At 37.3% G+C, this 12,772-nt stretch carries 16 protein-coding genes; 3 read left to right on the top strand and 13 right to left on the bottom strand.

Going from position 1 to position 12,772, the window contains the following annotated elements:
• Positions 1 to 21: 21 nt before the first annotated feature.
• The gene (holA, locus tag WAZ07_RS02610) at positions 22 to 1,035 is read right to left on the bottom strand and encodes a DNA polymerase III subunit delta (RefSeq protein ID WP_336471198.1); all 1,014 of its coding nucleotides are present in this window, start codon (positions 1,033 to 1,035) and stop codon (positions 22 to 24) included.
• Positions 1,036 to 1,402: 367 nt separating this feature from the next.
• Between holA and WAZ07_RS02605 the strand changes: the two genes are divergently transcribed.
• Complete coding sequence (locus WAZ07_RS02605) at positions 1,403 to 1,537, top strand: YqzM family protein (RefSeq protein WP_020062228.1); 135 nt, start codon at positions 1,403 to 1,405, stop codon at positions 1,535 to 1,537.
• Here WAZ07_RS02605 and WAZ07_RS02600 read toward each other — a convergent pair.
• From WAZ07_RS02600 to WAZ07_RS02590, 3 genes are all read right to left on the bottom strand, one after another.
• On the bottom strand, positions 1,524 to 3,881 hold the full coding sequence (locus WAZ07_RS02600; RefSeq protein WP_336471197.1) for a DNA internalization-related competence protein ComEC/Rec2: 2,358 nt from the start codon (positions 3,879 to 3,881) through the stop codon (positions 1,524 to 1,526). The two genes, WAZ07_RS02605 and WAZ07_RS02600, sit on opposite strands and share 14 nt — an antisense overlap.
• 19 nt (positions 3,882 to 3,900) lie before the next feature.
• Positions 3,901 to 4,458 (bottom strand): ComE operon protein 2, encoded by a 558-nt coding sequence (locus WAZ07_RS02595; protein ID WP_336471196.1) that lies wholly within the window; start codon positions 4,456 to 4,458, stop codon positions 3,901 to 3,903.
• 67 nt (positions 4,459 to 4,525) lie between these two features.
• Positions 4,526 to 5,119 carry a helix-hairpin-helix domain-containing protein gene (locus WAZ07_RS02590; RefSeq protein WP_336471417.1) on the bottom strand — a complete coding sequence of 198 codons (594 nt, stop codon included), beginning with the start codon at positions 5,117 to 5,119 and terminating at the stop codon, positions 4,526 to 4,528.
• 82 nt (positions 5,120 to 5,201) lie between these two features.
• Between WAZ07_RS02590 and comER the strand changes: the two genes are divergently transcribed.
• Positions 5,202 to 6,026 carry a late competence protein ComER gene (comER, locus tag WAZ07_RS02585; RefSeq protein ID WP_336471195.1) on the top strand — a complete coding sequence of 275 codons (825 nt, stop codon included), beginning with the start codon at positions 5,202 to 5,204 and terminating at the stop codon, positions 6,024 to 6,026.
• Positions 6,027 to 6,121: 95 nt separating this feature from the next.
• On the opposite strand, the gene WAZ07_RS02580 is transcribed toward comER, so the two are convergent.
• From WAZ07_RS02580 to WAZ07_RS02545, 8 genes are all read right to left on the bottom strand, one after another.
• Entirely contained in the window at positions 6,122 to 6,871 is a 750-nt protein-coding gene (locus WAZ07_RS02580; RefSeq protein ID WP_336471194.1) for a class I SAM-dependent methyltransferase, read from the bottom strand.
• On the bottom strand, positions 6,868 to 7,224 hold the full coding sequence (rsfS, locus tag WAZ07_RS02575) for a ribosome silencing factor (protein ID WP_090916730.1): 357 nt from the start codon (positions 7,222 to 7,224) through the stop codon (positions 6,868 to 6,870). The genes WAZ07_RS02580 and rsfS overlap by 4 nt, the downstream gene beginning before the upstream one ends.
• Positions 7,221 to 7,790 carry a bis(5'-nucleosyl)-tetraphosphatase (symmetrical) YqeK gene (yqeK, locus tag WAZ07_RS02570; RefSeq protein WP_336471193.1) on the bottom strand — a complete coding sequence of 190 codons (570 nt, stop codon included), beginning with the start codon at positions 7,788 to 7,790 and terminating at the stop codon, positions 7,221 to 7,223. The genes rsfS and yqeK overlap by 4 nt, the downstream gene beginning before the upstream one ends.
• Positions 7,780 to 8,349, bottom strand: coding sequence for a nicotinate-nucleotide adenylyltransferase (locus WAZ07_RS02565; protein ID WP_090916734.1), 570 nt, complete (start codon positions 8,347 to 8,349; stop codon positions 7,780 to 7,782). The genes yqeK and WAZ07_RS02565 overlap by 11 nt, the downstream gene beginning before the upstream one ends.
• 103 nt (positions 8,350 to 8,452) lie before the next feature.
• Entirely contained in the window at positions 8,453 to 8,752 is a 300-nt protein-coding gene (gene yhbY, locus WAZ07_RS02560) for a ribosome assembly RNA-binding protein YhbY (protein WP_335514217.1), read from the bottom strand.
• Positions 8,753 to 8,756: 4 nt separating this feature from the next.
• Complete coding sequence (aroE, locus tag WAZ07_RS02555; RefSeq protein ID WP_336471192.1) at positions 8,757 to 9,590, bottom strand: shikimate dehydrogenase; 834 nt, start codon at positions 9,588 to 9,590, stop codon at positions 8,757 to 8,759.
• A gap of 14 nt (positions 9,591 to 9,604) precedes the next feature.
• Positions 9,605 to 10,711, bottom strand: a complete 1,107-nt coding sequence (gene yqeH, locus WAZ07_RS02550) for a ribosome biogenesis GTPase YqeH (RefSeq protein ID WP_336471191.1) — start codon at positions 10,709 to 10,711, stop codon at positions 9,605 to 9,607.
• A gap of 3 nt (positions 10,712 to 10,714) precedes the next feature.
• A complete protein-coding gene (locus WAZ07_RS02545) occupies positions 10,715 to 11,227 on the bottom strand; it encodes a YqeG family HAD IIIA-type phosphatase (RefSeq protein WP_090916742.1) in 513 nt (170 codons plus the stop codon).
• Positions 11,228 to 11,611: 384 nt separating this feature from the next.
• On the opposite strand from WAZ07_RS02545, the gene sda reads away from it, so the two are divergent.
• Positions 11,612 to 11,767, top strand: coding sequence for a sporulation histidine kinase inhibitor Sda (gene sda / locus WAZ07_RS02540; protein ID WP_139207688.1), 156 nt, complete (start codon positions 11,612 to 11,614; stop codon positions 11,765 to 11,767).
• 143 nt (positions 11,768 to 11,910) lie between these two features.
• Here sda and WAZ07_RS02535 read toward each other — a convergent pair whose 3' ends face one another.
• Complete coding sequence (locus tag WAZ07_RS02535; protein WP_090916743.1) at positions 11,911 to 12,690, bottom strand: phosphatidylserine decarboxylase; 780 nt, start codon at positions 12,688 to 12,690, stop codon at positions 11,911 to 11,913.
• Positions 12,691 to 12,772: the final 82 nt, after the last annotated feature.

Here is a 12,772-nt window from a genome sequence, read left to right as displayed (position 1 = left end):
GTCTACATGAACATTTTTCCACTATTCAATATGATTTAAACGCATGAGAAAAAATTCTAGCACAAGACGTTTATCCATTCTTCCTGTCTTCATATTATAATCTGCCTCAGCAAGTTCGTGAATTACTCGTTTTAACGCTTCAAAGGAAAAAGAATTTGTTTGATTCATAGCCAACTTCACACGATATGGATGCACACCAATATGCGATGCAATTTGATTTTGCCCATAACCACGCTGCTGAAGTTCTTTCACTTGATATAATAAACGAAATTGACTTACAAGAAGCGCAAGCAGTTTAATCGGCTCTTCTTGCTGTGTAAATAAGCCTTCTAAAATACGCATCGCACCTGTGATATCTTTTTTTACTACCTTTTCTGTTAAAGAAAATACATTTTGTTCAACAGACTTTGGAACGAGTTCTGCGACAAGCTTTGCCGTAATTTCACCGCCTGTTCCAACATATAATGTCAGTTTATCCATTTCCTTAGCAAGCATCGTTACATTGCTTCCAACAAGCTCTAATAGTAAACTAACTGCCGCCTCTTCTATTTGAATATGCATTTCTTCCGTGCGGCTTATAATCCATTTACGTACATCTTGCACTTGCATAGCATTTGCTTCTACTACATCCGCTGTTTTTTTCAAGAGCTTCGTGACTTTTTTACGCTCGTCCAATTTTTCAAACGGAGCAATAAACACAAGGATAGAAAACGGTGAAGGTTCAGCAATATATTCTTCTAGCACTTTGACGTTTTGCTCAATTTTTGCTTTTTGCGATGTTAAAAACAACGGTGATTTGACAACAATAATTTTACGTTCTCCAAAAAAAGGAAGCGTCCTTGCGTCCTCAATAACTTCCTCTATGTACACTTCTTCCAAGTCATACGTAACGACATTGAACTCACGATCCTCTTCAACTAACGCTGCTGATGTTAAAAGCCGAAGCGTTTCATTGATAAAATACGCCTCCGTTCCATATAACAAATACAACGAAGCGAATTGCTTTTTCTTTATTTTTTTATGTATATCACTCATGTAACTTCCTACTCCCTAACACTTTATATACTTATAGTAATGTGACAGCTACCGTTTTACAAGTCCAAAGGAACAGGTAGCTACCCGTTCCTTGATCTATATAAAACGTTACAAAATAAGCCCCGGGAATCTTATTTCATAACGATGACCACCTTGACCTTATTGTTTGCACCTACCTTACGGGCTATGAATGACAACTGTTAACACACTTGGAAAAGCATTGCACCAATCAAGCTTTTATGAACAGTTGTCCCCCGCTCTCAAAATCTTGAAAAAGGATCTTACTGCCCACGAATAACGGGATAAATTGTAGATTTTTTTCTGACAATATTTTATACTAAAGTGGAATGTTGGGAGGGATTCAAAGATGAATGAATTTGAAAAAAACGTTCAAAGTAAGCGTAATGACGCTGTCGACTCAGGGGTAGGCTTTATCGTTTCATTCGGATTTTTTACCACTTTATTTATCATCGCAACAGTCGTTAAATTTATCGGTTCTTAAAGACTGCACGTGGCAGTCTTCTTTTTTTCTGTGTTTCATCATATGTTAACTTACTGTGAAACGTTCCCGTTTCTCCTCGGAAAACATAAGAAATTGCCCCTTGTTCATCCGTTCTCCACACTTCAATTCCACGCTCCGTTAGACGTTCTAATACTTCAATATACGGATGACCATAACGGTTTTTCTCTCCAACAGAAATAATGGCTTTTGTCGGCTGAACAGTATCTAAAAACTGTCCAGAAGATGACGTTTTACTACCGTGATGCCCAACTTTTAAAACGTCTGCACGCAGCTCTGGATACCATTGTATGAAGCGTTTCTCACCTACTTCTTCTAAATCGCCTGTAAACAACCATGTTAATCCCCCTATTTTTGTCCAAAGTACAATAGATTGATTATTATCTTCTTTTTCTTCTCCTTCCGGCGATAATACTGAAAACACTGCTTCTCCCACCTTCCAGCTATCTCCCTTTTCTACAATTCGAACAGGTACATTCTTTCGCGCAGCAAGCTGCTGTATTTGTTGTTCAAGTAAGGAGAATTTTATCTTTTTCCCTAACACAACCTCTTTTACCGCAATAGATTGTATTATTTCTTGCACTGCTCCCGTGTGATCCATATCTCCATGTGTCACAATTAACTTATCAATCATCCGCACGCCCTCTTTTTGTAAAAAAGGAACGAGAATATCATGTCCAACAGAAAATTCATGTTTTTTCTGCTGCCATTCTTCCTTCTTTACCGGAAGCGTTCCACCCGTATCAATTAAATACGTCCCTTGGTTGTATGGAAGGCGAATCAAAATGGCATCCCCTTGTCCGACATCAATATAAGTAACACTTCCGTTTGCATTTACATATGGAAATGCATAGTGGCATGTACTAAGAAAGAAAAAGCTCGATAGAAACAACAGGCGATATTTTCTCCAAATAAGCCCTTCCCATGATAAAAGAACAGTTACAATACTGATACAATATAAAGCAACGAGAAATGGCTGGGTTTGTCCAAAGGTAAGACGTACAAACGGTAAAGCTTCGCACATTTGAAGCATTACATTCGAAACATGTATGCATAGGGATAACAGATTAGCTAACCATTGAGACACAATTGGAAGACATATAAGACATACAAGAATGACAATACAAACCGGTAAAACAAGTAAAGATAAAAACGGGACATAAATCATATTAAGAAGGATACTGTAAGGAGAAACATAGCCGAAGTGATAAAGCAAAATAGGTGTACTTGTTAATTGAGAAATAACGGAAAGGTATATAGAATTTTTCACTATACCGTTTTCGTTAGCTAGCAAACGTGATGAAGATAACAAAAGAGAAAAGCTTCCAACAAATGAAAACTGGAATCCAATGTTAAATAATACATACGGATCATAAAAAAGCATGATGATTAATGTCATACTTAAAGCATCCATTCCAGACACCCGCACTGCTCGCGTAAGGGCTCCGAATACAATAACAGCTGCTATAGATGCCCGAACAACAGATGGTGAAGCCCCTGCAAAAAACATATATAACGGAATACAAACAAGCAGAAGCATCGTTGTGCTTTCACGCGTTACACCAATTCGAAGTGATACAAAATAACATATTGCGGTTAACAAAACAATGTGTGATCCTGATATCGCCAACAAATGAACAAGTCCAAACTGTTGATACTGTTCTTCTACCTCAAACGTCATATATTGACGATCACCAAACAATAAAGCATTCATAAAAGCTGCTGACTGCTCAGAAAAGGTCTCTCCTATATAAGAAACGGCTGCTTGTCGCATCGAAAATAACCAATGAACAAACGAAATATCTTCTTGCATACAATTCGAAATCGATTCCGCTTCAAAAAGAGCATGAATATACTGTTTATATAAATAATCCTTATAATCAAATGCATAAAAATTACGAGGAGATGGTGGTTCTTTCAAAGTACCAGTAAACGTACACACCATACCAGAGTTCAACTGCTTCAATTTTTCTTTTAATTCACGAGAAGGGATTTTGTAAAACAACTGGACTGTTTCATCATTGTTCAGTTGCAACTGGAAAGAAAGGCGATTTCCATTTATAATCGGCGTACTTTGAATTGTACCTATTACGTCTGTTTCCCGAAAAGAAAGCATAGAATCATTTTGCGCATCTACATAGATTGCATATACATAGGTAAGTCCAAACACGAGAATAATCAAGGAGAGCATCGGAAGAGAGGTACGTAAAAAACAAACTACACAATAACAACCAAATATAAGAAAAGGAACGATAAAAAAAGAGGAATAAGCTGTTGCAATCCCAAAGATAACTGAGATTGCAACGCAAATCCATTGCCCGCGCAACACGTACTCACCTCACGGTTTATACCATATTTTTTGCCTGCAGTAATACTTGTTGTAACTGTTCTAACGTCACTTCGTCAGTTTGTAAAGAAGACAAAAGCTGTTTTAGCTCCTGCATTTTCTGTCGTTCTTCTAATGTTGTTACGTCAAATGCAAGAGGAACATGTTTTACTCTTACATTTGCTTGCTCAAACAACTCAAGTGCATACGGATGATTTTTATAATCCTGTGCATAATACACTGCTGTAACACCACTTTGAATAATCGCCTTACAGCAATGTAAACACGGAAAATGCGTGACATAAATTTCCGCACCATCTGTTTTTGCACCAAATTTCGCACATTGCAGCAGCGCATTCATTTCTGCATGAATTGTACGCACACAATGATTATCGATCACATAGCAACCTTCATCTATACAATGCACACCGCCGGCAATCGACCCATTATAGCCACCAGCAATAATACGTTTATCACGCACAATTGTCGCGCCAACCGCAAGCCTTGTACACGTGCTACGAAGTGATAATAAATGACTTTGTGTCATAAAATATTGATCCCAAGAAACTCGTTCCATTATCTTCACCTACTTTTAAAATCTGTTTATAGTGTAGCGAAATAAGAAAAAAGTCGTCAATGTTTATTTAATGAACAATTATTTCATCTTTCATTTTTTCCAGCGATTTTTCACCAATTCCATCGACCTCTAATAAATCTTCAATTTTTTGAAAGGGGCCATGCTGCTCGCGATACTTTATAATATTTTCTGCTTTTCTAGGACCAATGCCAGATATTTTTTCAAGTTGCTCCTTTGTCGCTATATTTATTTGTATTTTCCCTTCTGACAAGGGCGATCCATTCGTAGCGGCTTCTCCTTTTTTCGGCACATAAATCATCATTTGATCTTGTACAAGCTGCGCTAAATTTACTTTTGTTACATCTGCTTCCGGTAAAAAACCTCCTGCCTTTTCAACAGCATCTTTCACCCGCGCTCCGCTTTGTAATTCATATATCCCTTCACGATGCACAGCTCCTTTCGTATCAACAATGATCGTTTTCGATTGCAATTTAGGTTCTGTTACCTTTGTTTTCTCCTTTCTTTCTTCCATCCTCGAATTCGCTTCCACTTTCACTGCCGATTGTTCTTGTCCACCTTTTGTTTGCCATACAAACAAAATACTGATGACACCAATTGCTGCAAACAAAACGAACCACTTTCTTGGCAAATTCATCATCATCATTTTGCACCTCTAATTCATAAATTCCAAATAAACTTCATATTGTTTAGGAGAAAGATGTTACGAAGGAGGGGATGAAACATTGAACATAGGAATAATAGGAACAGGAAATATGGGGAGTATACTTATTGATGCATGTATCGAAGCCCGCGCTGTCAAACCTTCGTGTCTTACCATCATTAATCGTACTTTCGCAAAAGCATATCATATAAAAGAGAAGTATCCTTCTATTCATATAGCAAAAACAATTCAAGAAGTAATCGAACGTTCTGAACTGATTTTCATTTGTGTAAAACCATTCGACATACATCCTGTTTTGACAAAACATGCTTCGATTCTTACCAATGATAAATGTCTAATCTCCATTACAAGTCCCATATCTACCGAGCAATTAGAAACAATTGTATCTTGTCACGTTGCTCGCATTATTCCAAGTATTACAAATCGCGCATTAGCTGGAGTCTCTCTATGCACATTTGGGGAAAACTGCTCACAAGAATGGCAAAGACGCATATTGAACTTGTTTCAAAAAATCTCTAAACCTATCATCATTGAGGAGAATATCACGAGAGTAGCATCTGATATCGCAAGCTGCGGCCCGGCATTTTTCAGCTATTTATTACAACGATTTATTGACGCATCTGTAGAGGAAACAAATATTACACGTGAAGAAGCTACTGTTTTAACGAGTGAAATGATTATCGGAATGGGAAAACTGCTAGAAAAACAAATTTTCACCTTACCGACTTTACAGGAGAAAGTTTGCGTAAAAGGCGGTATAACCGGAGAAGGGATTCGGATTTTAGAAGAACATATTGGAGATATGTTTAACAAGGTGTTAAAACGAACACATGAAAAGTACGAAGAGGATGTAGAGCACATAGAACAGCAATTTAATAAACTTTAATATATCTTTTACGACAAAAACAACTATATTCCTTCATAAAATATTTTATTTTTTGCTATATAATAAAAAAGCAACCATTCTCGGTTGCTTTTTTATTATACATTTTTTGTAGCGACAAAGAAAATACGCTCTGTTTGTTCTGTTACTTCTACTCTTTCGAAGTCCCCTGTCACACGACGAACAGTAAAACCAGCTTTTTCAAGCCACTTCGTCAGCTCTTCAACAGAATATGTACGTTGCATATGCAATTCATCAAACCGATGATACACATCCTCTTCTTCATCTCGTACAAAAAATGTCAAATCATGTTCCACACTGTTTGGCTCTTCACCTGGAAAACAGTTCCAAATGAGAGAAACTTCATCTTCATTCATTGTATACGTTTCATTTTGAAATACATGATGAATTTTATAAAGAGAGTGCACATCAAATAAAAATAAACCATCTGGACGCAAATGATGATACACACGCCTGAATGTCTCTTGGATACCTTCTTCTTCTAATACATAATTTAAAGAATCACAAAAAATTGTCACACAATCGAACTCGCCTGGAACATCTAACTCACGCATATCTTGTTGATAAAAAGGAATAAATTGTCCTTCTTCACCTAACTTTTGCTGAGCAATTGTTAACATTTCTTCTGATAAATCTACTCCCGTTACATCGTATCCTTTTTGCACAAGAGGCAACGTAACATTCCCTGTTCCGCAGGCTACATCGAGAATTTTCGCATCTGTTTTACCAATTTGCTCCAAGCTTTGTTCCGTAAATTCCACCCATTTTTCATATGGGACATCATTCATTAGCTCATCGTATAACAATGCAAATTGTTCGTATCTCATTGACCTAACTCTTCTGTAACATCTTCGCGCGGTACATCGCCCCAAAGACGTTCTAAATTATAATAATTACGCTCATCTTTATGGAATACGTGTACAACAACATCACCAAGATCAACTAGTACCCAACGTGCCTCTTCAAAGCCTTCCATGCGTTTTACATCAACTTGCACTTCATGCGCTTGTTCTTTAATTTCACGAGCGATTGCTTGCACTTGTTTATCTGAGTTACCATGACAAATTACAAAATAATCAGCAAGCGGGGAAATCCCTTGCATATTCAACACAACAATATCTTCTGCTCTTTTATCATCAGCTGCTCGCGCTGCCAATACTAATAATTCTCTGTCCTTCATTTCGTAAGGTCCTCCTTAATGACTGCATTATATGTTTGGAATGTTAATGGATAAATCGTTTGATTCTTTTCCATTAAAAATTGTATCGTATGCTTTAAAGCATATAATAACGCTTGATTAAGATCTTCTCGCGCTAACTTCCGTGCTTCTTCAACGCCCGGAAACTTACGACCAGGTTCAATATAATCAGCCACGTAAATCACTTTATCAAGCATCGTCATCTGTTCATGTCCACTTGTATGATACGTAATAGCTTGTAATATATCAGCGTCTGTAATACCGACTTCTCGTTCTACTAAATATGCCCCGACCGGCGCATGCCATAATTCTTTATTATAAAGCAATAAATCTTTTGGCAAATTTTCTCGCTTAATAATCTCTTCCATTTCTGAAATCGGTCTACACTTTGCATAATCGTGAAAAATCGCTGCCATTTCCGCCTTTTTTTCATCAACACCATATTGCTTTGCAAGTTCGATAGCCGTTTCCATGACACCAAGTGTATGAATATAACGCTTTTCATGCATTTGGTGTTTCACAATTTCAAGCGCTCGTTTACGATCCATATAGCTCATTCCTCTCAATGTATTCCTGTACTCCTTTAGGAAGTAAATATTTGCATGTCTTCTTCTTTGTAAAACGTTCGCGCAGAAGCGAAGAAGAAACAGCAAACTCCGGAATTTCTACCGTTACAATGTCATAAGGCGTAGAAAGTGTATAACCAGGACGAGCAACGCCGACAAACGTAACGAGCTTTAACAATTCATCGATGTTATACCATTTTGGTAAATACTCAACCATATCCCCGCCAATAATAAAATAAAATTGAACGTCTGGATGCTCCTTTGTCAATTGTAACATAGTGTCATATGTGTATGACGGACCTTCTCGTTCCAGTTCCGCTAAACAAGTAGAGAAATGCATGTCTTGTTCAATTGCTAAATGAATCATTTCTAAACGATTACGTACACTTGTAACTTCCTTATCTCGTTTATGAGGGGGGATTTGATTTGGTAGAAACCAAATCTCATCAAGTCCCAATGCATCATACACTTCATTTGCAATTAACAAATGTCCATTATGAGGCGGGTCAAATGTCCCGCCAATAATCCCGATTCTCTTCAAAGAAAACGCCCCTTTACCTCGTTCTTATAGGTGATAGTTCTCATTTATGACAAAACGAGAAACCTATACGAACTCGATTGGTTCAACTAACTTTTAGAAATCGTTACTTTGTTTTTGGTAACACAATACGTTTATTTTCTTTTGATTCCTTATATAAGACGATTGTACTTCCGATGACCTGTACAAGTTCAGCTTTTGCACCTTGTGAAACCTCTTCTGCTACTTCATGGCGATCAAATTCACAGTTTTGCAGTACACTAACCTTGATCAACTCGCGTACTTCTAACGCTTCTGCAATTTGTTTTACCATATTTTCATTTACGCCGCCTTTACCAACTTGAAAAATTGGTGTTAAGTGATGCGCCTCTGCACGTAAAAATCGTTTTTGTTTTCCTGTTAACATGTATTTAGCCTCCAAGCTTTTTCATTACTATTTGTTTCATTCGTTCTATATTCGGCAAACGTCCCGTCCAAATTTCAAATGCAAGTGCGCCTTGAAAGACAAACATATCAATGCCATTTTGTACAATCGCTCCATGCGCCTTCGCGTCTTGCAATAACTTCGTTTCAAACGGATTATAAATAATATCAGACACAATGCTTCCTTTTTTCAAATCTCGAATGCGTAGCGGTGTATCTTCTACACGAGGATGCATCCCTACTGTCGTTGTATGGATGATAATATCATACAGTGCTTGTTTATCTGTTGCTTCTTCTAAAGAAAGCGCCGAAGACACGACCTCACTTCTACAATCTGTAATAAGCCGCTCTGCTTTCTCTACTGTACGATTCGCAATGTCAATCTCTTTCACATCAGCATCTGCAAGTGAATAATAAATCGCACGGCACGCACCGCCGGCTCCGAGCAGTAAAATACGTTTGTTCGTTAACGGCTCTTTACTAATAGATTGCAATGAACGAACATATCCAATTCCATCTGTATTATAGCCAATTAATTTCCCGTCTTTATGAAGCACTGTATTGACCGCACCGATTTGTTCTGCCAAAGGATCAATTTCGTCTAGATGCTGCATAATCGAAACTTTGTGCGGTGTTGTCACATTAAACCCAACAACTCCAAGTGCTTTCAATCCCTGCACCGCTTCGCCTAATTCACTCTCTTGAACGAGAAAAGCATGATAATGGGCATCTATCCCTAAATGAGACAATGCATCATTATGCATAAGCGGTGATAAGGAATGTCCAATTGGATTCCCAATTACCCCATATAATTGTTTCATAAGTCCTCACCACTTTAAATTAAAGATTTACGTAATGAAACACTAACTCCTTTTGGTACATGTGCTGCAATTTTTGCGCCCGCTTCATTCACTGTAACCCATCCTAAACCTGAAAATACAACATCTGTTTTCGGTTCATGAATGGTAAACTCATACTTCACGAGCTCAGGCATGTTTTCAAGTTCTTCTGGTGTTGGCGGATTTAATAATCCCCCGGCATGATTTTCATACAACGCATCTGCTTTTTCAAGCTTCGTACGATGAATCGTAAGACGGTTCGATAAATGACAAATAAACGAGCGACGACCACCACTTATATAATCAAATCGTGCTAGTCCACCAAAGAATAACGTTTGCTCTTCATTCAGTTGAAAGACCATCGGTTTAATTTCTTTTGTTGGCGTAATTATTTTTAAGCTTTGCTTTCCAACGTAATGCGCCATTTGATGATGATTAATAATCCCTGGTGTATCATATAAAGATGAATTTTCATCAAGCGGAATGTCAATTAAGTCTAGCGTTGTACCTGGGAAATGCGATGTCGTAATAACATTTTCCGTTTCTTCACTAAACGTTTTAATAATACGGTTAATAAACGTTGATTTTCCGACATTTGTACATCCAACAACATACACATCTTTTCCATCACGGTATTGTTCAATCGCGTTCGCAAGCTCTTCAATACCTTGACCTTTTGCTGCACTAATTAAGAAAACATCTTCCGGCTTTAAGCCAAGTTGCTTTGCACTATAGCGCATCCAATGTGTAAGTTTTTCCTGTTTTACTGATTTCGGAATTAAATCCGCCTTGTTACCGACAAGAAGTACTTTATTATTTCCAACAAAGCGATGCAGACCCGGAAGCCAGCTTCCACTAAAGTCAAAAATATCAACAATTTTAACAACTAATGCATCAGATTGTCCAATTCCATTTAAAATGCGTAAAAAATCATCATCTGTTAATGACACATCTTGAATTTCATTGTAATGCTTTAAGCGAAAACAACGCTGACAAATGATATGTTCTTTCTCTAACGAAGAAGCGGGTGCATAACCAACTTCATTTTTATTTTCTGTTTGGATGGCAACGCCGCATCCAATACATTTAAATGTCTCAGTCAAACTTTATTCCTCCCAATTAATTAAACCTTTTTTCTTCATGTTACGCATAATTCTACGCTCAATCTTTCGATTAAAACGAGTCATAAATCCATCTGTTTTTGCAACTGGAACAACTAAAATCGTATGCAATCCAACACGATTACCTCCAAGCACATCTGTTAATACTTGATCTCCAATCACAACTACTTCTTCCGCACGTAGATTCATTTTCGTTAGTGCTCGTTTAAAAGCACGAACAAGTGGCTTACGTGCACTATGAATAAACGGAATACCAAGTGGATCAGCAAAATCTTTTACACGTTGTTCGTTATTATTCGAAACAACTGTCACTTGAATGCCGTGTTCCTTCATTTTTGCAAACCATTCTTCCAATTGCGGTGTCGCATTCGGACGATCCCATTCAATCAAGGTATTATCTAGATCAGTAATAATTCCTTTTATGCCTCGGTTTTTTAATTCTTCAGGTTGAATATGATACACGTTTTTCACATATTCATTCGGTAAAAATAAACTCAATATCTTTCACCTCTTTGAGGAGTTTTGTAAAGTTCAACTTCCAATTTGAGAGCGGTTTTCTCTCAAATTGGTTAGCTTGAACTTATCGGGCTCTTACAGAAAGTCATTCTTCTCGTAACTTTCTGTAAGAGCGTGATAAATTATCTAACAGTTACTGCCTGTTAAAGTTAGATAAAATTTTTCGACAGCATTTTTCGATTATGCATCTGTGGATAAACTTGTACACAATTTCCCACCTGTTAAATTCAGGGGATTCGAAAATTATCAACAATTTTTACACATCTTATCCACTACAGAATGTGGATAATCAACAGATTGTGACATAAGACAATTTTTGGTACATTAAATGAGACAAATTTCCTTTTTCGCAGGAGGTGAACCGCCTTGACGGCGAAACATATGGAACAGTTATCTACTGAATTACTCACCGAGTCTTATTATAAAGCAAAAGAGCTAAAATTAAATCCTGACTTCATTTTACTTATTAAACAAGAAATCATTAGACGCTCATTAGAGGACAAGCTTTTAAAATCGTCTTGAGTATATATACAGTAAAACTTCCATAGGTGGCATTTAACCGCTTATGATTAGTTGAACGAGATTCCCTAAAGACTTACTGCCTATTATGCCAGAAATAGATACTGCTTCACCTGTAAAAAGAGCCATCTTATAAGACGGCTCTTTTATAATCGAGTTGCAACTTTCTCACCAACACGAACCTCTTGTCCACTAGCTAATGATTGAACGACTTCAACCATACCTTTTTCAAATAATAGCACGACTGTGGAGCCAAATGTAAAATAGGCCATCTCTTCACCTTTTTGCATAGTTTCTCTCTCATGCAACAGTTCAATACTATTCACAAACATTGCACCTACTTTAACAAGCGCCATCCGCTCGCCTTTGCTCTCTATCTCTGTTACAGATCGATAGTTTTTAGATAACGTATCTTTTCCATATTTCATACCTGCTGCATTAACAGGATATGACTTCCTTCCAAGTACAAAGCGCTCTGTCACTGTACCAGAAAGTGGACTGTGAATACGATGGTAGTGGCTTGGACTTAAATAAATAACCATGTATGTACCACCTGCGTAACGCGTTGCCCTTTCGTCCGTACCAAGCATGTCTACAATAGAATACTGTTTTCCTTTGATTTCAAACATTTTTGCCTCATTAATGGGACCATGATCTGCAAAAACGCCATCAACCGGACTCACAATAGTAGACTCTTCTGTATCAATTGATCGTTTACCCTCTTTTAATTTACGCGTAAATAATTCATGAAGCGTTCGATACTCTTTTAAATCCTTCTCCATCTCATCTTGTTTAATTTGAAATACTTTCGCATAAGATGGAATAATAGTTGAGCTTAAACGAGACTGTGCAAATTTACGCAATATATAGGACGTAAAACGACCGTTTGTAAGTTCAATCAATAATCGATATAACGTACGTCGCAAACTGCGAAACCCCCTACTATGATATATAATGTTGGAATAAGACCCTTACATATAGTTTTTCCTATTCTTGTTTCTATATCAT

The sequence above is a fragment of the Bacillus bruguierae genome (assembly GCF_037104725.1).
Taxonomy (GTDB): domain Bacteria; phylum Bacillota; class Bacilli; order Bacillales; family Bacillaceae_G; genus Bacillus_A; species Bacillus_A bruguierae.
The sequence above is the reverse complement of the archived record's forward strand: the minus strand, read 5'-3'. Positions and strand labels throughout refer to the sequence as shown.